At 71.8% G+C, this 22,002-nt stretch carries 17 protein-coding genes and 1 pseudogene; 3 read left to right on the top strand and 15 right to left on the bottom strand.

Annotation, left to right across the window (positions count from 1 at the left end):
- The 5 genes and pseudogenes from EST54_RS23060 to EST54_RS23040 form a co-directional block, all read right to left on the bottom strand.
- Window positions 1–295, bottom strand: a pseudogene (locus EST54_RS23060) (hypothetical protein); the annotation flags it as partial.
- Window positions 282–1,340 carry an ABC transporter ATP-binding protein gene (locus tag EST54_RS23055; protein ID WP_129249634.1) on the bottom strand — a complete coding sequence of 353 codons (1,059 nt, stop codon included), beginning with the start codon at window positions 1,338–1,340 and terminating at the stop codon, window positions 282–284. The pseudogene EST54_RS23060 and the gene EST54_RS23055, both read right to left, overlap by 14 nt.
- A 95-nt stretch (window positions 1,341–1,435) precedes the next feature.
- Entirely contained in the window at window positions 1,436–2,698 is a 1,263-nt protein-coding gene (locus EST54_RS23050) for a LolA family protein (protein ID WP_129249633.1), read from the bottom strand.
- Window positions 2,699–2,957: 259 nt separating this feature from the next.
- Window positions 2,958–3,971 carry a polyprenyl synthetase family protein gene (locus EST54_RS23045; protein ID WP_129249632.1) on the bottom strand — a complete coding sequence of 338 codons (1,014 nt, stop codon included), beginning with the start codon at window positions 3,969–3,971 and terminating at the stop codon, window positions 2,958–2,960.
- Between the two features lie 499 nt (window positions 3,972–4,470).
- Window positions 4,471–5,673 (bottom strand): FAD-dependent oxidoreductase, encoded by a 1,203-nt coding sequence (locus EST54_RS23040; RefSeq protein ID WP_129249631.1) that lies wholly within the window; start codon window positions 5,671–5,673, stop codon window positions 4,471–4,473.
- Window positions 5,674–6,274: 601 nt separating this feature from the next.
- On the opposite strand from EST54_RS23040, the gene fahA reads away from it, so the two are divergent.
- The 3 genes from fahA (at window position 6,275) to EST54_RS23025 (ending at window position 8,792) form a co-directional block, all read left to right on the top strand.
- Window positions 6,275–7,477 (top strand): fumarylacetoacetase, encoded by a 1,203-nt coding sequence (gene fahA / locus EST54_RS23035; protein ID WP_129249630.1) that lies wholly within the window; start codon window positions 6,275–6,277, stop codon window positions 7,475–7,477.
- On the top strand, window positions 7,474–8,115 hold the full coding sequence (locus tag EST54_RS23030) for a GOLPH3/VPS74 family protein (RefSeq protein WP_129249629.1): 642 nt from the start codon (window positions 7,474–7,476) through the stop codon (window positions 8,113–8,115). Before fahA ends, EST54_RS23030 begins: the two co-directional genes overlap by 4 nt.
- A gap of 191 nt (window positions 8,116–8,306) precedes the next feature.
- On the top strand, window positions 8,307–8,792 hold the full coding sequence (locus EST54_RS23025) for a hypothetical protein (protein ID WP_129249628.1): 486 nt from the start codon (window positions 8,307–8,309) through the stop codon (window positions 8,790–8,792).
- An 84-nt stretch (window positions 8,793–8,876) separates the two neighbouring features.
- Here the strand turns inward: EST54_RS23025 and nuoN are convergent, their stop codons facing one another.
- From nuoN to nuoE, 10 genes are read right to left on the bottom strand one after another with little or no spacing between them, the layout of a single operon-like run.
- Window positions 8,877–10,529 (bottom strand): NADH-quinone oxidoreductase subunit NuoN, encoded by a 1,653-nt coding sequence (gene nuoN, locus EST54_RS23020; RefSeq protein ID WP_129249627.1) that lies wholly within the window; start codon window positions 10,527–10,529, stop codon window positions 8,877–8,879.
- Window positions 10,526–12,184: an NADH-quinone oxidoreductase subunit M gene (locus EST54_RS23015; protein WP_129249626.1), complete on the bottom strand. Its 1,659-nt coding sequence runs from the start codon at window positions 12,182–12,184 to the stop codon at window positions 10,526–10,528. Before EST54_RS23015 ends, nuoN begins: the two co-directional genes overlap by 4 nt.
- A gap of 3 nt (window positions 12,185–12,187) precedes the next feature.
- The gene (gene nuoL, locus EST54_RS23010) at window positions 12,188–14,071 is read right to left on the bottom strand and encodes an NADH-quinone oxidoreductase subunit L (RefSeq protein WP_129249625.1); all 1,884 of its coding nucleotides are present in this window, start codon (window positions 14,069–14,071) and stop codon (window positions 12,188–12,190) included.
- Window positions 14,072–14,084: 13 nt separating this feature from the next.
- Window positions 14,085–14,384: an NADH-quinone oxidoreductase subunit NuoK gene (nuoK, locus tag EST54_RS23005; protein ID WP_006604821.1), complete on the bottom strand. Its 300-nt coding sequence runs from the start codon at window positions 14,382–14,384 to the stop codon at window positions 14,085–14,087.
- Window positions 14,381–15,253, bottom strand: coding sequence for an NADH-quinone oxidoreductase subunit J (locus EST54_RS23000; protein WP_129249624.1), 873 nt, complete (start codon window positions 15,251–15,253; stop codon window positions 14,381–14,383). The genes nuoK and EST54_RS23000 overlap by 4 nt, the downstream gene beginning before the upstream one ends.
- Entirely contained in the window at window positions 15,250–15,834 is a 585-nt protein-coding gene (gene nuoI / locus EST54_RS22995) for an NADH-quinone oxidoreductase subunit NuoI (RefSeq protein WP_129249623.1), read from the bottom strand. Before nuoI ends, EST54_RS23000 begins: the two co-directional genes overlap by 4 nt.
- On the bottom strand, window positions 15,827–17,218 hold the full coding sequence (gene nuoH / locus EST54_RS22990) for an NADH-quinone oxidoreductase subunit NuoH (RefSeq protein WP_129249622.1): 1,392 nt from the start codon (window positions 17,216–17,218) through the stop codon (window positions 15,827–15,829). The genes nuoI and nuoH overlap by 8 nt, the downstream gene beginning before the upstream one ends.
- Window positions 17,215–19,746 carry an NADH-quinone oxidoreductase subunit G gene (locus tag EST54_RS22985; protein ID WP_129249621.1) on the bottom strand — a complete coding sequence of 844 codons (2,532 nt, stop codon included), beginning with the start codon at window positions 19,744–19,746 and terminating at the stop codon, window positions 17,215–17,217. The genes nuoH and EST54_RS22985 overlap by 4 nt, the downstream gene beginning before the upstream one ends.
- Complete coding sequence (gene nuoF / locus EST54_RS22980) at window positions 19,743–21,125, bottom strand: NADH-quinone oxidoreductase subunit NuoF (protein WP_129249620.1); 1,383 nt, start codon at window positions 21,123–21,125, stop codon at window positions 19,743–19,745. The genes EST54_RS22985 and nuoF overlap by 4 nt, the downstream gene beginning before the upstream one ends.
- Window positions 21,125–21,970 carry an NADH-quinone oxidoreductase subunit NuoE gene (gene nuoE, locus EST54_RS22975; RefSeq protein ID WP_129249635.1) on the bottom strand — a complete coding sequence of 282 codons (846 nt, stop codon included), beginning with the start codon at window positions 21,968–21,970 and terminating at the stop codon, window positions 21,125–21,127. Before nuoE ends, nuoF begins: the two co-directional genes overlap by 1 nt.
- Between the last annotated feature and the right edge of the window lie 32 nt (window positions 21,971–22,002).

Genomic DNA, 22,002 nt, shown 5'->3' with positions numbered 1-22,002 from the left:
CGGCGGGCTCCCCACGTCGTACGGATGGGCCGACGGGTCCGCCGCGCCACCCCTGGGAGGGCGGCGCGGCGGACCCGTCGGCCCATCCGTACGACGTGGGGAGCCCGCCGCCTCCCGCTCCGCCCCCGCCGCTCTCGATCCGGACGGCGATGCCGACCAGGACCGGTACGCCCGCGAGCACCGCCAGCAGCGCCAGGGTGCGCCACCGCCGGAACGTCACGGCGATCTCGTTGCGCAGCAGGCCCAGCGACCACAGCGGTCGGGGCGGGCGCGGCGCCGCCTCAGTCCGCGACATCGAAGCCCTCCCCGGTCAGCTGGACGAAGATGTCCTCCAGCGAGGCACGTTCGGTGCCGAAGCCGCGGACCCGGACCCCGGCGTGCACCAGCGCGGCGTTGAGGTCCGCCAGATCCGGCGCCGCCGCGTCGCCGCGCCCGCCCAACGGCGCGTCCGTCGGCGGCAGTTCGCCCGACACCCGGTCGCCGGTGGTCCGCAGGCCGGTCAGGCCGTGCTCCGTCAGGACCCGGGCCGCGTCCGCCGGATCGGGGGTGGTCACCGTCAGCCGGCCGTTGCCGCGTGCGTCGAGGACGGTGGCGGAGAGCTCGGCGACCGTGCCCTGGGTGATCAGCCGGCCGCGGGTCATCACCGCGGCATGGGTGCAGATCTGCTCGATCTCGTCGAGCAGATGGGAGGAGAGAAAGACGGTGGTGCCGTCCGCCGCCAGCTCGCGGACCAGGGCGCGGATCTCCCGCATGCCCTGCGGGTCCAGGCCGTTGGTCGGCTCGTCGAGCACCAGCAGGTCACGGGGCCGGAGCAGGGCGGCGGCCAGTCCGAGGCGCTGTTTCATGCCGAGGGAGTAGGCGCGGGCCTTCCTGCCGGCCGCGGCGGCCAGGCCCACCCGCTCCAGCGCCTGGCCGACCCGCGCGGTACGGGTACCGGGATCGGCGGCCGGGTCGGCGGCGTCGAACCGGCGGAGGTTGTCCCGCCCGCTGAGGAACCCGTAGAGCGACGGCCCCTCGATGAGGGCGCCGACCCGGGGCAGCACCCGGCGGCCCGCGGACGGCATCGGCGCGCCCAGCACCCGTGCGCTGCCGGACGTCGCCCCGATCAGGCCCAGCAGCATGCGGATGGTGGTGGTTTTGCCGGAGCCGTTGGGGCCGAGGAAGCCGAAGACGCTGCCGCGCGGGACGACCAGATCGAGGCCGTCGACGGCGAGCCGGCCGCCGCGGTAGACCTTGCTCAGCCCCCGTGTCTCGATCGCCGGGTCGCCGCCCGGCGCGCGCCCCGGGCCGGGCCCGTCGGTCCGCGAGCCGTTCGGCCGCGGTGCGGGCGGCGGTGGCATCGGCGGGCTCCCCACGTCGTACGGATGGGCCGACGGGTCCGCCGCGCCACCCCTGGGAGGGCGGCGCGGCGGACCCGCGAAGGCTGCGGCGCCCGTTACTTGGCGGCGTTGGCCGCGTCGATCAGGGCCTGCTTGTCGACGGCGCCGACGTAGACGGTGCCGTTGTCCGTGACCAGGGCGTTGACCAGGCGGGTGCTGAAGACCCGGCCGGAGCCGAAGGAGCCGTGCACCTTGTCGCCGATGCTGTCCAGGAACCCGGCGACGTCGCCGCCGCTCCCCTTGCCCTTGCCCTCGCCCTTGCCGGAGGGCAGGCCGGAGCCCTCACCCTTGATCGTGGCGATGGACGTCCAGCCCTTGCCGAGGACGTTCAGCCCGCCCATGTCCTCGGTGGCGGCCTTCATCTCCTTACGGGGCGCGCTGTCCTTGCCGTGCTCGCGCTGCGCCGTCGCGCCCGCCTTGTCGCCCTGGACGACCTTGGCACCCTTGGGCGGGGTGAAGGCGAACGTGCTCGCGGCGGGCTTGGCGAAGTCGACGCTGGTGAAGCCGACGTCGATGGCGGCCGCGCCACCGCTCTTGGGGGTCAGGGTGAACTTCAGCGGCACTCCGTTGGCGGCGTCGACCGCGATCCGGATCGAGCCAACCGTCGAGGCGGCCTGCTTGGGCTTGATGAGCAGCTGGTAGGCGTCCCGCCCGGCGACCTTGGCGGTGCCGTCGACGGTGACCGAGGTCGTGTCGCCGGCCGCCTGGAGGGCCCGCTTCGCGAGGTCCTGCGGAGTGGCGTTCTTCAGACCCGGGGGAACGTCCTCGGGGGTGTGCTGCTTGCCGTGCCGGCCGGCCTCGGGCGCGGTGTGGTGGAAGGCGGTGTTGCTGGCGCTGTCGTACCCCCACACCTCGTTGCCGTTGTGGACGAGGCTGTACTCGGCGGCCTTGTCGACGATCGACACCCGCTGCTTGTCGGGGCCGTCGGCGGCGACGCGCAGCGTGTGCGCACCGGACGCCAGCTCCATCAGCTTGCTCTGCGGTTCGGCGGATCCGCCGCCCCCGCCCTTTCCGCCGCCGAAGGCGCCCGCTCCGCCGGCCGCGCCCGGCAGGGACGGCAGGCCGAGGTCCGCGCTGGCCCGGACCGTGCCGGAGAGCTGCTGGACGTCCGACTTGGCCATCTTGGCTATGAGGTCCTGCGCCGAAATCTTCGGCAGATCCGGCGAACCCGAGCCGGCGAACGCCGGGACCAGCCCGATCGTGGCCGCCGCCACCCCCGCCACCGCGACCGGTACGGCGTACCGCATCGCCTTACGGCGCCTCGGGGAGCCCTCCCCGTCCCACCCGTCGGTGCCCTCTGTCGGTTCGTTGCGTGGCATGTGCCCTACCTCCGTCGTATGCGGCGGCTGTTGCGCTGTCCACCAGTCCCCCCTGGGTTCACTGGCCCGTCCGCCGCGCGCTCTGGTGGTTTCCATCTCACCAAATCGCCCGGCCCAACGCGTCAGCCCGCGGGAGCAACTTGTCGTACTGCTGAGGTATGACGCCCGGTCACGTCAGGCGGAACTCCGTACGCCGGGAGTCTGATCGCTCCCTAGGGGATGACGGACCGGCCCTCGGGGACAGTGCCGGGGAAGGGGCTCAGCCCGCCCGGTGCACCACCGCGTCGCAGAGGCCTTCGAGGGCCGCCTTGGCCATGCACGCCGGCAGCGGCGCCAGCGAGGCACGCGCCTCCTCGGCGTAGCGGACGGTATCCCGCCGGGCCTCTTCGAGCGCCGGGTGGGCGCGCAGCCCGGCCAGCGCCTCGGCGTGCCGTGCGTCATCGGTGAGGTCGCCGGCCAGCAGCTCGCACAGCGCGCGGTCCTCGGGCGTGCCGGAGCTGCTCTCGGCCCGCGCCCGCAGGCGCAGTACGGGCAGCGTCGGGATGCCCTCGCGCAGGTCCGTGCCGGGGGTCTTGCCCGATTCATGGGAATCGCTGGCGATGTCCAGGACGTCGTCGGCCAACTGGAAGGCGGTGCCCAGCCGCTCGCCGTACTGGGTGAGGATGTTGACCGTCGACTCGTCGGCGCCCGACATCATCGCGCCGAAACGCCCCGCGACCGCGACCAGCGAGCCGGTCTTGCCCGCGAGGACGTCCAGGTAGTGGTCGATGGGGTCGCGGCCGTCACGCGGTCCGGCCGTCTCCAGGATCTGGCCGGTCACCAACCGCTCGAACGCCTCGGCCTGGATCCGGACCGCGTCCGGTCCGAGGTCGGCGAGGATGTGCGAGGCCCGGGCGAACAGGAAGTCGCCGGTCAGCACCGCGACGGAGTTGCCCCAGCGGGCGTTGGCGCTGGCCACGCCGCGGCGCACATCCGCCTCGTCCATCACGTCGTCGTGGTAGAGCGTCGCCAGATGTGTCAGCTCCACCACGACCGCGGAGGGCACCACGCCGGGGCTGTAGGGGTCACCGAATTGCGCGGCCAGCATCACCAGCAGCGGCCGGAACCGCTTGCCGCCCGCGCGCACGAGATGCTGCGCGGCTTCGGTGATGAACGGCACGTCGCTCTTGGTGGCCTCCAGCAGGCCCTCCTCGACAGCCGCCAACCCGGCCTGGACATCGGCCTCAAGAGCCTGGTCCCGCACGCTCAGCCCGAAGGGCCCGACGACGGTCACGAGGGGTACTCCTGTCTGCTGACGATCAAACTGCACGTCGATCTGTCGCTGTCTCCACCATTGGCCAGCGTATCCGGTCGCAGTTCGATCACCGTGAGCGCCCGCCCCCCGAACCGCCCCGGAAGCACCCTGCCCCCCTGGCAGGTGCGTTCCGGATCGCTGGTTGACGTGCCTCCGACGCGGGAGCGCGGGGCGGGGCCGGGCCCGCGCGCTCCCCTGCGTTCCCCTCTGTTCCCCCGCGTCACAGTCGTCACAGGAGGGAGCGGGAGAGCCGAATACCGGCGAGAAGCATGCCGTTTTCGGCCATAGCCGGGGGCGCGCCTGCCGGGGGCTCTCCTGCCCGGGCCGTTCGTCCCGGCGGCGGCTCCTCCTCCGGGGCCGCTCCCGCCCGAGGGCCGCCTCTCCCGCCCGGCCCCGATGGCCCGGGCCGCCGCCCCGCCGGGGCCCGGAGCCCGGCGAGCGGCGAGCGGCCAGCGGCCAGCGGCCGACGGCCCCGCGCTCACCCGTGTGCCCGCGCCACCGCCCGTGCCAGCCGCGGCGAGGCGAACTCCGTGCCGCACACGAAGCGCATCACCGGCCCGAACGAGGCGGCCGCCGGCAACCCCGTGAAGTACAGCCCCGGTACGGACGAGCGGAAGCCGGCGGTCAGCAGCGGCCCGCCGGCCCGCGTCACGATCCCGGTGCGCAGCCCCTGACCCAGGAAGTCCAGCGCCGCCAGATCCATCCAGTAGCCGGTCGCGGCCAGCACATGATCGGCGACGAGCTCCCCGCCCTGCCCGTCGGCGCCGCGCAGCGCCAGGGCGGGGCGGCCGTCGCGGACCGTGGCGCGCACGATCCGCCGGCCCTGCGTCACCTGCACCCGGCCGGTGAACCGGTCCCGCAGCCACCACGCCCCCCGCGGGCCGAGCACCCGGCGCACCAGATACCGCCGCGCGGGCACCGGCAGCCGGCGGAAGGCGCCGGCGTGGTACGACAGCGCATGCAGCGACCAGGCGTTGCCGAACGGCGAGGACGGCCGCAGGCGGGGCTGCCGGTCCGGCGGCGTGCCGAAGCCCACCGCGGCGGGGCCGCGCGCCACCACCCGTACGGACTCCGCGCCCGCCTCGGCCAGCAGCACCGCGCTCTCCAGCGCCGACTGCCCGGCACCGATCACGACCACCGACCGGCCGGCCAGCGGGGACAGGTCGTGGTGCTGCGAACTGTGCGAGACCGGCCCGGTGGCGGACGGGCCGTCAGGGATCGCGGCGGCCAGCTCCGGCGGCAGCTGCGCCAGCCCGCTCAGCCCCGTGGCGACGACCACCGCCCGCGCGCCGACCTGCTCACCGCTGTCCAGCTTCAGCTCGAAGCCGTCGGCCCGCCGGTCGACCGAGACCACCCGGACCTGCTCCAGATCGGGGACCAGCCGCTGCTGCACCCACTGCCCGTACCGGACGAAGGACTCGACGGGGACGAGGTCCCAGTCCGACTCGTACGGCCCCTCCCCCGTCGCCGCGCAGAAGTCGCCGAGGCCGTGGCCGGGCTGCGGGGCGTCGATGCTGGAGGCCGCCGGCGTCGACGTGAGCAGCATCCCCGCGGGCATCCGCGCGCGCCAGCTCACCATGGGCTGCCCGAAGACCCGCACCGGCAGGCCGCGCGCCCGTAAGTGCGCGGCCGTCGACAAGCCGTACGGCCCGGCCCCGACCACCGCTACCGGAGTGTTCAATTCGGCCCCTCCCCTTGCTCGATCGGTGCCGTGGCACCCGCCCGGCGGCACCGCGCCGGGGCGTGCGGGGCGCGGCCGCCGCGACGCCGGTGCGCCCCTCGCGCGGGCAGGCCGACGTGCTCGACGACGACGCGGTGCCCGGTGCGCCGGGCGCCCGCGGGGACGGCGCGCCCGGTGAGATCCAGTTGCTGCCGGTGAGATCCAGATGCCGGGCCCGCCGGGCGTACGCCGCGATCCGCGTACGAGCGGGGGCGACCGGAGCCGATCCTCACGAGCAGCCCCGGAACGCTCCGGTCGACCGCGCGCCGTGCGCCACTGCGAGCCACGTGTCCCCCCAACGGCGCGGCCCCTCCCCGGCCCGTGCCAGGAAAGGAAGCTAGGCCCGAATTGCGTAGTGCAGCAAGGCTTTTCCGGACATTGCAGAGGCGCCGGGGCGCAGCGCACGGCGCGATGGGCCCCCGTCTTCGTACGCATCCGCGCCGTCGCGCCCCAACCCGGCCCGACGGCCGCCGCCCGCCCGTACCCTGATCAACGGGCCGCACGGCCTGCGGGCCACCGGGCCCGGCCGCCCACCGGCGACGACGAACGCGAGGAGCTGTCCATGCCCGAGCAGAGCCCGTTCGACCTGGCGGAAGGCGATCCCTTCGGCCCGCACAACCTCCCCTACGGCGTCTTCAGCACGGCCGACGCACCCGGCCGGCACCGCATCGGCGTCCGCTACGGCGACCGGGTTCTCGATCTGAGCGCCCTGCCGAGCGCCCTGCCCGCCGCCATCCATCCACATGCCGAACTGCTCGCGGCACCGACCCTCAACCCACTACTGGCGGCCGGCCGGCCCGTCTGGCAGCAGATCCGCGCGGCCGTCCGCAGCGCCGTGACCGACCCCGCGCACCACGACGAAGTGGCGCCGCTGTTCCACCCGTTGGACGAGGTCACCCTGCACCTCCCCTTCGAGGTGGCCGACTACGTCGACTTCTACTCCAGCGAGCACCACGCCACCAACGTCGGCCGGATCTTCCGCCCCAACGGCGAGGTGCTGACCCCCAACTGGAAGCATCTGCCGATCGGCTACCACGGCCGGGCGGGCACCGTCGTCCCCACCGGCACCCCGGTCGTACGGCCCCAGGGCCAGCGCAAGGCTCCCGAGGAGGAGCTGCCGTCCTTCGGTCCGTCCCTCCGCCTCGACATCGAGGCCGAGGTCGGCTTCGTCGTCGGCGCCCCCTCCACGCTCCACGAACCGGTCGGCCTCGGCTCCTTCCGCGACCACGTCTTCGGCGTCTGCCTGGTCAACGACTGGTCCGCGCGTGACATCCAGGCCTGGGAGTACGTGCCGCTCGGCCCGTTCCTCGGCAAGTCCTTCGCCACCTCCGTCTCCGCCTGGATCACCCCGCTCGACGCCCTCGACGAGGCCCGGACGCCGCCGCCCGCCCGGGACTTCCCGCTGCTGCCCTACCTCGACGACTCGGCGGCGGAGCCGGGCGGCATCGATCTCCGGATCGAGGTACGGATCAACGGCGAGACCGTCTCCCGGCCGCCGTTCTCGGCCATGTACTGGACGGCCGCCCAGCAGCTCGCCCATATGACCGTCAACGGCGCCTCGCTGCGCACCGGCGATCTCTTCGCCTCCGGCACGGTCTCCGGGCCCGAACCCGATCAGCTCGGCTGCCTGCTCGAACTCACCCACGGCAAGGGCCCCTACCTCCAGGACGGCGACGAGGTCACCCTCACCGCCTGGGCACCCGGCCCCGACGGGGCCCGGATCGGGCTGGGCGAGGTCAGCGGACGCGTCCTGCCCGCGGTATGACCCTCGCGCCGCTCACCCTCCCGGAGGAACTGCTGCTGCTCGCCCTCGACCCGGTCCGCGGCCGGCCCCGGAACAACTCCCGGCATCTGCAGTGGGGGCTGGCCGGCGCGGCGCTGGCCGAGCTGGAGGCGGCGGGGCGGATCACCGTGGAGCGCGGCGGCCGGATCTCGGTGGTCAATCCGCTGCCGCCGGGCGATCCAGTGCTGGACGGTGCGCTGGCGGCGCTGCCGGCGCCGGCCAAGCAGCGCCGGGGCGTCCCCGCCCACCGCTGGGTACAGCGCGCCGGCCGGCCGGTCCGGGAGCTGTGCCTGCGGCGGCTGGTGGAGCGCGGGGCACTGCGCCGGGAGTCCCGGCGCGCGCTGGGCCTCTTCCCGTACGAGCGTTTCCCGGCCGGGGCGGTGGATCTTCTGGGGCCGGTCCGGGAGCGCTTCGCGGCGGCGGCGGCCGCGGGGTTCCCGGACCGCCGCAGCCGGGTGCTCGCCGCGCTGGTCTCGGCGACCGACCTGGACCGCAAGATCCTGGCGGGCCGCGAGCACCGCTCCACCCGCCGCACGATGAAGCGGTTCGCGCAGGAGATAGGGGCGGTGCACGCGGTCGAGCGCGCGGTACGGGCGGACAAGTCGTCGGGAGGGGACTGAACCGACCCGGTGCCCCTTATCCCCCTCTCCATCCCCTTGCGTCTGTCTCTCGATCCCCGGGCGTCCGGGCCTACGTCACAGCCCCACACCAACTCCGTACCGGCGCTGCCGCAATCGTGCGGACGGGTCGAACGGCGGCCGGGGCCGCTGTTAGCCTCGCGTCACCCTGATCCACGACCTAGGAGACCTACGTGCGCAAGGCAGCGCAGATCGCCGGGGCGGCAGCCATCGCCGCGATGCTGCTCAGCGGCTGCGGAAGCAGCGGCGACACCGGCAGCGACAGCAAGCCGAGCAAGGCGCCGCAGGATGCGCCGTCGACTCCGGGAGGCGCCGACAAGCCCGCGAGCGGCGGCGCGGTCGAGGGTGCCTGGAAGTCCGGCTCGGGCAGCAAGCCGCTGATCCTCGTGATCAGCAAGGGCACCGTTGCCTTCAGCAACGGGCACAAGGCCGCCTGCCTGGGCAAGGTCCAGGAGATGGGCGGGATGACCATGGCCGCCCTCAAGTGCACCGACGGGGACACCACCCGCACCCTGGGCACTCTCAAGCCCGGCGCGGACGGCAAGACCCTGACCGTCGACTGGAAGAACGGCCCCACCGAGAAGTTCACCAAGTCCAGCGACGGCAGCGTGAAGATCCCCGACATGCCGCAGCTGCCGAGCGGGATGCCCAAGAGCTGACCGCCGCGCCGTACGGCAACGGCCGTCGCCCGGAGCCCCCCGAGGGTTCCGGACGACGGCCGTTGCCGTGCCGCCGGGCCGCGCTCAGCGCACGAAGACCCCGGCATGGCCTGCCAGATCGAGGAAGTACTGCGGCGCCAGGCCGAGCACCAGGGTGGCGGTGACGCCGATGGCGATGGCGGTGGTCGTCAGCGGGCTGGGCACGGCGACGGTCGGGCCGTCCGCCTTGGGCTCGTTGAAGAACATCAGCACGATGACGCGGATGTAGAAGAACGCGGCGATGGCGGAGGAGAGCACACCGACCACCACCAGCCAGCCCGCGCCACTCTGGGCCGCCGCCTTGAAGACCGCGAACTTCCCGGCGAACCCGGAGGTCAGCGGGATGCCCGCAAAGGCCAGCAGGAAGACCGCGAAGACCGCGGCCACCAGCGGCGAACGCCGCCCGAGCCCGGCCCACTTGGACAGCGTGGTGGCCTCGCCGCCCGCGTCCCGCACCAGGGTGACCACGGCGAAGGCGCCGAGCGTCACGAAAGAGTAGGCGCCGAGGTAGAAGAGCACCGAGGAGACGCCGTCCTCGCTGGTGGCGATGACACCGGCGAGGATGAACCCGGCGTGTGCGATGGAGGAGTAGGCCAGCAGCCGCTTGATGTCGGTCTGGGTGATCGCGACGATCGCGCCGCCCAGCATCGTGATGATCGCGACGCCCCACATCACCGGCCGCCAGTCCCAGCGCATCCCCGGCAGCACGACGTACAGCAGACGCAGCAGCGCGCCGAAGGCCGCGACCTTGGTGGCGGCCGCCATGAAGCCGGTGACCGGGGTCGGGGCGCCCTGGTAGACGTCCGGGGTCCACATGTGGAACGGGACCGCGCCGACCTTGAACAGCAGCCCCATCAGCACCAGCGCCGCGCCGATCAGCAGCAGCGCGTCATTGCCCATCGTGCCGGCCAGCGCCGGATCGATCTGCTTGGCGCCGTCCGAGACCACCTGGGCGATCCCGGCGTAGCCGACCGTGCCCGCGTAGCCGTACAGCAGGGCCACGCCGAAGAGCAGGAAGGCCGAGGAGAAGGCGCCGAGGAGGAAGTACTTCACCGCGGCCTCCTGCGACAGCAGCCGCTGGCGGCGGGCCAGCGCACACAGGATGTACAGCGGGAGGGAGAAGACCTCCAGCGCGATGAAGAGCGTCAGCAGGTCGTTGGCCGCGGGGAAGATCAGCATGCCGCCGACCGCGAAGAGCAGGATCGGGAAGACCTCGGTGGTGGTGAACCCGGCCTTGACCGCGGCCTGTTCGGCCGGGCCACCGGGGACGGCCGCGGGCTGGGCGGCGAAGGAGTCCACGCGGTTTCCGTGTGCCGCGGGGTCGAGCCGGCGCTCGGCGAAGGTGAAGACGGCGATCAGGGAGACCAGCAGGATCGTGCCCTGGAGGAACAGCGCGGGGCCGTCGACGGCGATGGCGCCCATCGCGGCGATGTGCGCCTTGGACGAGCCGAAGCCGCCCGCCGCCAGGCCGATCACCGCGGCGAACGCGGCGGCCAGCGCCACCAGCGACAGCAGCAGCTGGGAGTAGTAGCGGTTGCGGCGCGGGACCAGCGCCTCGATCAGGATGCCGATCACCGCCGCGCCGAGGACGATCAGCGTCGGCGACAGCTCGGTGTACTCGATGTGCGGCGCCGGGATCTTGCCCGGTGCGCCGGCCGCCACTGTCCACAGGCTGTGGACACTTGCCACGGAACTCACTTCGCGGCCTCCACGTCTTGATCACGCACGGCGTGGCCGTGCCGGCCTCCGCCGGGCACGGCGTCCACCTGCACAGTGGGCTTGGGATCCTTCTTGTCCACGACGGACAGGGTGTGGTCGACCGCCGGATTGACCAGGTCGGTGAGCGGCTTGGGGTACACCCCGAGGAAGAGCAGCAGCGCGATCAGCGGCGCCACCACGACCAGCTCCCGCACCCGGAGGTCGGGCATGCCGGTCACCTCGGACTTCACCGGCCCGGTCATCGTCCGCTGATAGAGCACGAGGACGTACAGCGCGGCGAGCACGATGCCGAGGGTGGCGATGATGCCGATCACCGGATAGCGGCTGAACGTGCCGACCAGGACCAGGAATTCGCTGATGAACGGTGCCAGACCGGGCAGCGAGAGGGTGGCCAGACCGCCGATGAGGAAGGTACCGGCGAGGATCGGGGCGACCTTCTGGACACCGCCGTAGTCCGCGATCAGCCGGGAGCCGCGGCGGCTGATCAGGAAGCCGGCCACCAGCATCAGCGCGGCGGTCGAGATGCCGTGGTTGACCATGTAGAGCGTCGCGCCGCCCTGGCCCTGGGAGGTCATCGCGAAGATGCCCAGGATGATGAAGCCGAAGTGGGAGATCGAGGCGTAGGCGATCAGACGCTTGATGTCCCGCTGGGCGACCGCCAGCAGCGCGCCGTAGAGCACGCTGATCAGCGCGAGGACCAGGATGGCGGGCGTCGCCCAGCTGCTGGCCTGCGGGAAGAGCTGGAGGCAGAAGCGGAGCATCGCGAAGGTGCCGACCTTGTCGACCACCGCGGTGATCAGCACCGCGACCGGCGCGGTGGACTCGCCCATGGCGTTCGGCAGCCAGGTGTGCAGCGGCCACAGCGGCGCCTTCACCGCGAAGGCGAAGAAGAAGCCGAGGAAGAGCAGCCGCTCGGTGCCGGTGCCGATGTCCAGCTTGCCGGCCGCCCGCGCCTCGACGATCTGCTGGAGCGAGAAGGTGCCGGTACCGAGCTGGTCGGCGGTGACGGCGTAGAGCCCGATCACCGCGGCCAGCATGATCAGTCCGCCGACGAGGTTGTAGAGCAGGAACTTCACCGCGGCGTACGACCGCCGGCTCGCGGCCTCGTCCTCGCCGTCGCCGCCGGCCCGGTCCCCGAAGCCGCCGATGAGGAAGTACATCGGGATCAGCATGGCTTCGAAGAAGATGTAGAAGACGAAGACGTCGGTGGCCTCGAAGGAGATGACCACCATCGCTTCGACGGCCAGGATCAGCGCGAAGAAGCCCTGGGTGGGCCGCCAGCGCCGGTTGGGCGTGGCCTCTTCCAGGGGGTCGGCGTCATGCCAGCCGGCCAGGATGATGAAGGGGATCAGCAGGGTGGTCAGGGCGATCAGGGCGACCGCGATGCCGTCCACCCCGAGTTCGTAGCGGACACCGAAGTCGCTGATCCAGGCGTGCGATTCGGTGAACTGGTAGGGGCTCTTGGAACCGGGGTCGAAGCGGAACGCGACCACCAGCGCCAGCGCGAAGGTGGCCAGCGAGAACAGCAGCGCGAGCCACTTGGCCGCGGTGCGCTTGGCGGCGGGCAGCGCGGCGGTGGCGATCGCACCGGCCGCCGGCACCACGGCCACCACCGTCAGCAGGGGAAACGACATGGCTCAGACACCCCTCATCAGCAGGGTCGCGGCGACGAGAACGGCGGCGCCGCCCAGCATCTGGACCGCGTAGGAACGGACGAAGCCGGTCTGCAACTGGCGCAGCAGGCCGGAGAGTCCGCCCATCGAGGCCGCCGTGCCGGTGACCGCACCGTCCACCAGGGAGCGGTCGAGCTGGACGAGCGTGCCGGTGACCTGCTCACCACCGCGGACGAAGACGACGTGGTTGAAGTCGTCCTGGAGCAGATCGCGGCGGGCGGCCCGGGTCAGCAGCGAGCCGCGCGGGGCGAGCGCCGGGACGGGCCTGCGGCCGTACATCCCCCAGGCGATGCCGACCCCGATGACCAGCACCACCATCGTGGCGGCGGTGACCGTGGTGGCGCTGACCGGGGAATGGCCGTGCGCGAACGAGGTGACCGGCTCCAGCCACTTCACAAAGACCTCGTTGATGCTGAACAGCCCGCCGGCGAAGACCGATCCGATGGCGAGCACGATCATCGGGATCGTCATGACCTTGGGCGACTCGTGCGGATGCACCTCGGCGGGGTCCCAGCGCTTCTCGCCGAAGAACGTCATCAGCATCACCCGCGTCATGTAGAAGGCGGTGATCGCGGCGCCGAGGAGGGCCGCGCCGCCGAGGATCCAGCCCTCGGTGCCGCCCCGGGCGAACGCCGCCTCGATGATCTTGTCCTTGGAGAAGAAGCCGGACAGCCCGGGGAAGCCGATGATCGCCAGATAGCCGAGGCCGAAGGTGACGAAGGTGACCGGCATGTACTTTCGCAGGCCGCCGTAACGGCGCATGTCCACCTCGTCGTTCATGCCGTGCATCACGGAGCCGGCGCCGAGGAAGAGGCCCGCCTTGAAGAAGCCGTGGGTGACCAGATGCATGATCGCGAAGGCGTAGCCGATCGGGCCGAGCCCGGCGGCCAGGATCATGTACCCGATCTGCGACATCGTCGAGCCGGCCAGCGCCTTCTTGATGTCGTCCTTGGCGCAACCGACGATCGCACCGAAGAGCAGGGTGACCGCACCCACCACGACGACCGCCAGCTGGGCGGTCGGCGCGGCATTGAAGATCGCCCCGGAGCGGGTGATCAGATACACGCCGGCGGTGACCATGGTGGCGGCGTGGATCAGGGCCGAGACCGGGGTCGGGCCCTCCATCGCGTCACCGAGCCAGGACTGCAGCGGCACCTGGGCCGACTTGCCGCAGGCGGCCAGCAGCAGCAACAGCCCGAGGGCGGTCAGCGTGCCCTGGCCGGTGCGGTCGGTGGCCGCGAACACCGGGGCGAAGGCGAAGGTCCCGAACGTCGTGAACATCAGCATGATCGCGATGGACAGGCCCATGTCGCCGACGCGGTTGACCAGGAACGCCTTCTTGGCGGCGGTGGCCGCGCTCGGCTTGTGCTGCCAGAAGCCGATGAGGAGGTACGAGGCGAGGCCGACGCCCTCCCAGCCGGCGTACAGCAGGAGGTAGTTGTCGGCGAGGACGAGCAGCAGCATCGCCGCGAGGAAGAGATTGAGATAGCCGAAGAAGCGGCGGCGCCGTTCATCGTGCGCCATATAGCCGATCGAGTAGATGTGGATCAGCGATCCGACACCCGTGATCAGCAGGACGAAGGTCATCGACAGCTGGTCGAGCTGGAAGGCGACGTCGGCCCGGAAGCCGCCGACCGGGATCCAGGTGAACAGCTGCTGATGCAGGGTACGGTCCCCGGCCCCCTTGCCGAGCATGTCGGCGAAGAGCGCCGCCCCGAGGGCGAACGACGCCACCGAGAACAGCGTGCCGATCAAGTGGCCGGTGCGGTCGAGCCGTTTTCCGCCGCACAACAGCAGGGCCGCACCGACCAGCGGTGCCGCGACAAGCAGCGCGATCAAGTTCTCCACTTTGTGCGACCCCTTACAGCTTCATCAGGCTGGCGTCGTCGACCGAGGCCGTATGACGGGTGCGGAAGATCGACACGATGATGGCCAGGCCGACCACGACCTCGGCCGCCGCGACGACCATGGTGAAGAAGGCGATGATCTGGCCGTCCAGATTCCCGTGCATCCGCGAGAAGGTGACGAAGGCGAGATTGCAGGCGTTGAGCATCAGCTCGATGCACATGAACACCACGATGGCGTTTCGCCTGATCAGCACCCCGGCCGCGCCGATGGTGAACAACAGGGCGGCGAGATAGAGGTAGTTGACCGGATTCATTTCTTGGCCCCCTCCTTGTGCTCCTTCGATGCCGGGCCACCGGACGACGGGGGCCCGGGCTCGTCCTCGGCGCTCCGGCCCAGCCAGTCCTCGGAGCGCCGCTCCAGCGCCTTGAGCTCGGCGAGCGACTCACCGGAGACATCGCGGACCTGGCCCCGCTCGCGCAGCGTCGGACTGACGCTCAGCTCGGACGTGGTGCCGTCGGGCAGCAGGCCCGGGATGTCGACGGCGTTGTGCCGGGCGTAGACGCCCGGGGCGGGCAGCGGCGGCACCTGCTTGCCCTCGCGGACCCGCGCCTCGGACTGCTCACGCTGGGTCCGGGCGCGCTCCGTACGCTCCCGGTGGGTGAGCACCATCGCGCCGACGGCCGCCGTGATCAGCAGGGCGCCGGTGATTTCGAAGGCGTAGACGTACTTGGTGAAGATGAGCGCGGCCAGGCCCTGCACATTGCCGCCGGCGTTGGCCTCGCCCAGGCCGTTGAACTCCCTCAGCGAGGCGTTGCCGATGCCGGCGATCAAGAGGATGCCGAAGCCGATGCCCGCCCCGGCGGCGAGCCACCGCTGGCCCTTGAGCGTCTCCTTGAGGGAGTCCGCGGCCGTGACGCCGACGAGCATGACGACGAAGAGGAACAGCATCATGATCGCGCCCGTGTAGACGACGATCTGGACGACACCGAGGAAGTACGCGCCGTTGGCGAGGTAGAAGACCGCCAGGACGATCATGGTCCCGGCGAGCGAGAGCGCGCTGTGCACGGCCCGCTTCATCAGGATCGTGCCCAGCGCGCCGCCGACGGCGACGATGCCCAGGAGCCAGAACTGCACGGCCTCGCCGGTGGAGGTCATGGAGGCCGCGGCGGCCAGACCGGTCATGCCGTCGCCCCCTTGCCCTCGGAGTCCGGCTTCTCGCCCTTGGAGACCGCGACCTGACGGACGGTCCCCGGTGCGGACTCGCTCACCAGGCCCATGTAGTAGTCCTTCTCCGTCATGCCGGGGTAGATCGCATGCGGGGTGTCGACCATCCTGTCCTCCAGGCCCGCGAGCAGCTCCTCCTTGGTGTAGATGAGCGATTCGCGGGACCGGTCGGCGAGTTCGTACTCATTGGTCATGGTCAGTGCGCGGGTCGGACAGGCCTCCACGCACAGGCCGCACAGGATGCAGCGCAGATAGTTGATCTGGTAGACGCGGCCGTAGCGCTCGCCCGGGGAGTAGCGCTCCTCGTCGGTGTTGTCCGCGCCCTCGACGTAGATCGCGTCCGCCGGGCAGGCCCAGGCGCACAGCTCGCAGCCGATGCACTTCTCCAGCCCGTCCGGATGGCGGTTGAGCTGGTGGCGGCCGTGGAAGCGCGGCGCCGTCGGCTTCTTCTCCTCCGGATACTGCTCGGTCAGCCGCTTCTTGAACATGGCCTTGAAGGTCACGCCGAAGCCGGCCACGGGGTTCTGGAACTCAGGCACCGTCGCCCCCCTTTCCCTCGTGGGCGTTATCGTCACTGACAGTGTCCACCCGGCCACTGACAATCAACTCTCTGTCGCCCCCGCGCGGTCGTCGGCGGGGCACCGGCGGCAGGCTCTGTCCGGGCAGCGGCGGTACCGGGAAGCCGCCGGCCATCGGGTCGAAGGCCCCGTCGCCGTCGGTCTCCTCCGCCGCCTCGCCGCGCCGGAAGAAGTCCACGAGCAGGGAGATCAGCAGCAGCAGGACGGCGCCGCCGGCGACGTACAGCACGATCTGCGAGAAGTTGTAGCCCTCGTTCTTCAGCGCCCGGACGGTCGCGACCAGCATCAGCCAGACCAGCGAGACCGGGATGAGGACCTTCCAGCCCAGCTTCATGAACTGGTCGTAGCGCACCCGGGGAAGAGTGCCGCGCAGCCAGATGAAGAAGAACAGCAGCAGCTGCACCTTGAGGGTGAACCAGAGCAGCGGCCACCAGCCGTGGTTGGCGCCTTCCCAGAAGGTGGAGATGGGCCAGGGTGCCCGCCAGCCGCCCAGGAAGAGGGTGATCGCGACCGCCGAGACGGTGACCATGTTGACGTACTCGGCGAGCATGAACATCGCGAACTTGATCGACGAGTACTCGGTGTTGAAGCCGCCGACGAGGTCGCCCTCGGACTCCGGCATGTCGAACGGCGCGCGGTTGGTCTCGCCCACCATCGCGACGATGTAGATGATGAAGGACACCGGCAACAGCAGGACGAACCACCGGTTCTGCTGCGACTCCACGATGGTCGACGTCGACATCGACCCGGAGTAGAGGAACACCGCCGCGAACGACATCCCCATCGCGATCTCGTACGAGATCATCTGCGCACACGAGCGCAGCCCGCCCAGCAGCGGATACGTCGAACCGGACGACCAGCCGGCCAGCACGATGCCGTAGATGCCGATCGAGGCCGTGGCCAGGATGTAGAGAATGCCGATCGGCAGGTCGGTCAGCTGCATCGGGGTGCGGACCCCGAAGATCGAGACCTCGTTGCCCGCGGGCCCGAAGGGGATCACCGCGATCGCCATGAAGGCCGGGATGGCCGCCACCACGGGCGCGAGGAGATAGACCACCTTGTCGGCCCGCTTGACGACCAGGTCCTCCTTCAGCATCAGCTTGATGCCGTCGGCGAGGGACTGGAGCATGCCCCAGGGCCCGTGCCGGTTGGGGCCGATGCGCAGCTGCATCCAGGCGACGACCTTGCGTTCCCAGACGATCGAGAACAGCACCGTCAGCATCAGGAACGCGAAGCAGAAGACCGCCTTGATGACCACGAGCCACCACGGGTCGTGGCCGAACAACGACAGGTCCTCGCGGGCCAGCGTGCTGCCGGCCGCGGCCAGTTGACCGAGCTGCGTCATGCCTCCACCTCCTTGGCCGGCTCCGGCGTACCCGGGACGGCGGAGATCTTCACCAGGTCACCGGGGTGCGCCCCGGTGTCGGCGGCGACGCCACCGCCCATGGAGTTCAGCGGCAGCCACACCACCCGGTCGGGCATCGGCGTGACCTTGAGCGGCAGGTGCACCGAGCCGGCCGGTCCGGTCACCGCGAGCAGGTCGCCGTCCTTGACCCCGGTCTCCTGCGCGGTGGTCTGCGACAGCCGGGCGAGCGCGGCATGCCGGGTACCGGCCAGCGCCTCGTCGCCTTCCTGGAGCAGCCCCTGGTCCAGCAGGAGCCGGTGGCCGGCGAGGACGGCCTCGCCGCTGTCGGGCCGGGGCAGCGCCCGCCCGGCCTCCCTGGGTTCACCGGCGTACGGACCGTCCCAGCCGCCGAGCCGGTCCAGTTCGCGCCGTACGGCACGGACGTCCGGCAGACCCAGATGGACGTCGAGGGCATCGGCGAGCATGTGCAGCACCCGGGAGTCGGGCGACAGCTGCCGGCGGGTCATCTGGTCCGGCTTGAGCGCCGCCTCGAACAGCCGCGCCCGGCCCTCCCAGTTGAGGAACGTGCCGGCCTTCTCCACGACGGCCGCCACCGGAAGGACCACATCCGCCCGCTCGGTGACCTGCGAGGGCCGCAGCTCCAGGCTGACCAGGAAGCCGACCTCGTCCAGGGCGGTCAGCGCCCGGGCCGGGTCCGGCAGGTCCGCGACCTCGACGCCCCCGACCAGCAGCGCACCGAGCTCGCCGGTCGCCGCGGCCTCGATGATCTGGCCGGTGTCCCGGCCGTGCCGGTGCGGCAGCGCGGCCACGCCCCAGGCGGCGGCGACCTCGTCACGGGCCCGCGGGTCGGTGGCCGGCCGGCCACCGGGCAGCAGACCGGGCAGCGCACCGGCCTCGACGGCGCCCCGTTCACCGGCCCGGCGCGGGATCCACACCAACTGGGCGCCGGTGGCGGTGGCGGCGCGGACCGCGGCGGTCAGCGCGCCGGGCACCGCCGCCAGCCGCTCACCGACGACGAGCACCGCGCCGTCCGCGCGCAGCGCCTCGGCCGCCGCCTGCCCCTCGCCCTCCAGGCCGACGCCGCCGGCGAGCGCGTCCAGCCATTCGGTCTCGGTGCCGGGCGCGGCCGGCAGCAGCGTGCCGCCGGCCTTGATCAGGCCGCGCGAGGCGTAACTTGCCAGCCCGAAAGTACGCTGTCCGCTCGTGCGGTGCGCCTTGCGCAGCCGCAGGAAGACGCCGGGGGCCTCCTCCTCGGCCTCGATACCGGCCAGCAGGACGGCCGGTGCCTTCTCCAGCGCGGTGTAGGTGACGCCTCGGCCGTCCAGGTCCCGGCCTCGGCCGGCCACCCGGGCCGCCAGGAAGTCCGCCTCCTCGGCGCTGTGCAGCCGGGCCCGGAAGTCGATGTCGTGGGTCTGCAGCGCGATCCGGGCGAACTTGGCGTAGGCGTAGGCGTCCTCGACGGTCAGCCGGCCGCCGGTCAGCACGCCGGCCCGACCCTTTGCCGCGGACAGCCCGCGGGCCGCCGCCTCAAGTGCCGCCGGCCAGCTCGCCGGCTCCAGTTCACCGGACTCCCGGTTGCGCACCAGGGGGTGCTCCAGCCGGTCGCGCTGCTGGGCGTAGCGGAACGCGAACCGCCCCTTGTCGCAGATCCACTCCTCGTTGACCTCGGGGTCGTTGCCCGCCAGCCGCCGCATGACCTTGCCGCGCCGGTGGTCCGTACGCGTCGCACAGCCACCCGCGCAGTGCTCGCACACCGACGGCGAGGAGACCAGGTCGAAGGGGCGGGAGCGGAAGCGGTACGCGGCGGAGGTGAGCGCGCCGACCGGGCAGATCTGGATGGTGTTGCCGGAGAAGTACGACTCGAAGGGGTCGCCCTCCCCCGTGCCGACCTGCTGGAGGGCGCCGCGTTCGAGCAGCTCGATCATCGGGTCGCCGGCGATCTGGTTGCTGAAGCGGGTGCAGCGCGCGCACAGCACGCACCGCTCGCGGTCCAGCAGCACCTGCGTCGAGATCGGCACCGGCTTCTCGAAGGTGCGCTTCTTGCCCTCGAAGCGCGACTCCGGGTCGCCGACCTGCATCGCCTGGTTCTGCAGCGGGCACTCCCCGCCCTTGTCGCAGACCGGGCAGTCCAGCGGGTGGTTGATCAGCAGCAGCTCCATCACGCCGCGCTGGGCCTTCTCGGCCACCGGGGAGGTCAGCTGCGACTTGACGACCATGCCGTCGGTGCAGGTGATGGTGCACGAGGCCATCGGCTTGCGCTGGCCCTCGACCTCGACGATGCACTGCCGGCAGGCGCCCGCCGGGTCCAGCAGCGGGTGGTCGCAGAAGCGCGGGATCTCGATGCCGAGGAGTTCGGCGGCGCGGATGACCAGCGTCCCCTTGGGGACGGAGATCTCGATGCCGTCGATCGTCAGGGTGACGAGGTCCTCCGGCGGGATCGCCGTCTCGCCGCCGCCCGAGGGGCCCGTGGCGGAGCCGCTGTTGGACCCCGGTGTGGTGACGGTCATGCATTCACCCCCAGGTGAGCGTCGTTGTCGCCCCAGAGGGTCGACTTGGCGGGGTCGAAGGGGCAGCCCTTGCCGGTGAGGTGCTGCTCGTACTCCTCGCGGAAGTACTTCAGCGAGGAGAAGATCGGCGAGGCGGCGCCGTCGCCGAGCGCGCAGAAGGACTTGCCGTTGATGTTGTCGGCGATGTCGTCGATCTTGTCGAGGTCCTCGGGCCGGCCGCGCCCTTCTTCGATGTCGCGCAGCAACTGCACCAGCCAGTACGTGCCTTCGCGGCAGGGCGTGCACTTGCCGCAGGACTCGTGCGCGTAGAACTCGGTCCAGCGGGTGACCGCCCGTACGACGCAGGTGGTCTCGTCGAAGCACTGGAGCGCCTTGGTGCCGAGCATCGAGCCGGCCGCGCCGACGCCCTCGTAGTCCAGGGGGACGTCGAGGTGCTCGTCGGTGAACATCGGTGTCGAGGAGCCGCCGGGGGTCCAGAACTTCAGGCGGTGGCCGCGGCGCATCCCGCCGCTCATGTCCAGCAGCTGGCGCAGCGTGATGCCCATCGGGGCCTCGTACTGGCCGGGGCGGGCGACATGGCCGCTGAGCGAGTACAGCGTGAAGCCCGGGGACTTCTCGCTGCCCATCGACCTGAACCAGTCCTTGCCCTTGTGCAGGATGGCGGGAACCGACGCGATGGACTCGACGTTGTTCACCACGGTGGGGCAGGCGTACAGGCCCGCCACCGCCGGGAAGGGGGGACGCAGCCGGGGCTGTCCGCGACGGCCCTCCAGGGAGTCCAGCAGCGCGGTCTCCTCACCGCAGATGTACGCGCCGGCACCCGCGTGCACGATCACATCCAGGTCGAGTCCCGAGCCGAGGATGTTCTTCCCGAGGAAGCCCGCCGCATAGGCCTCGCGCACGGCTTCGTGCAGCCGGCGCAGGACGGGGACGACCTCCCCGCGCAGATAGATGAAGGCGTGGCGCGACCGGATCGCATGGCAGGCGATCACGATGCCCTCGATGAGGGAGTGCGGGTTGGCGAAGAGGAGCGGGATGTCCTTGCAGGTCCCGGGCTCCGACTCGTCGGCGTTGACCACGAGATAGTGCGGTTTGCCGTCGCCCTGCGGGATGAACTGCCACTTCATCCCGGTGGGGAAGCCGGCGCCGCCGCGGCCGCGCAGCCCGGAGTCCTTGACGTAGGCGATCACGTCGTCCGGGGGCATCGCGAGCGCCTTGCGCAGGCCCTCGTAGCCCTCGTGCCGGCGGTAGGTCTCCAGCGTCCAGGATTCGGGCTGGTCCCAGAAGGCGGACAGGACCGGTGCGAGGAGCTTCTCGGGGCTGGCCTCGCCGCCGGCCCCGGGCCGGGAGGCGCCCCCGTGCTCGGCTGCCACTGTCATCACTCCCCCTCCTCTGCTGCGGGCCCGGCCGGGTGGTCGTCGTCGGAGGCCGAGGTCTCGTGCGGTGCGTCGTGCGAACTGGGGTGGCCCGGGGGCGCCTGGGCGTCGGCGTGGCCGGAGGGCGGTTCGTCGGCGGGGGCCTGCGCGGTACGGGGCGCGATGACGTGGTCGACGCGCCCGGGGGCGACCTCCCCCTTGGCCAGCCGCAGCCCGATCAGGGAGGCGGGCCCGGCGCCGCCGGTGGCCTGGACGGCGCCGGGGCGCTCGTCGGGGAATCCCGCGAGCATCCGGGCCGTCTGCCGGAAGGTGCACAGCGGTGCGCCGCGGGTGGGCTCGACGGTCCGGCCGGCCCGCAGGTCGTCGACCAGCTGCCGGGCGGACTGCGGGGTCTGGTTGTCGAAGAACTCCCAGTTGACCATCACGACCGGGGCGAAGTCGCAGGCCGCGTTGCACTCGATGTGTTCGAGGGTGACCGCTCCGTCCTCGGTGGTCTCGCCGTTGCCGACGCCGAGGTACTCCTTGAGGTCCTCGAAGATGGCGTCGCCGCCCATCACCGCGCACAGGGTGTTGGTGCAGACCCCGACCTGGTAGTCACCGCTCGCCTTGCGGCGGTACATGGAGTAGAAGGTCGAGACCGCGGTGACCTCGGCGGTGGTCAGGTCGAGCAGCTCGGCGCAGAAGCGGATGCCGGTCCGGGTGACGTGCCCTTCCTCGGCCTGGACGAGGTGCAGCAGCGGCAGTAGCGCCGAACGCGCGCCGGGGTAGCGGGCGATCACCTCCTTGGCGTCCGCTTCGAGCCGGGCCCGGACGTCCGCCGGGTAGTCGGGGGCGGGGAGCGCGGGCATTCCCAGCTGCACGTCGTGGTTTGCCTCGGTGG

This window comes from Streptomyces sioyaensis, assembly GCF_004122735.1.
Classification (GTDB): domain Bacteria; phylum Actinomycetota; class Actinomycetes; order Streptomycetales; family Streptomycetaceae; genus Streptomyces; species Streptomyces sioyaensis.
Note: the sequence above shows the minus strand (reverse complement) of the source record. Positions and strands in the feature narration are given on the sequence as shown.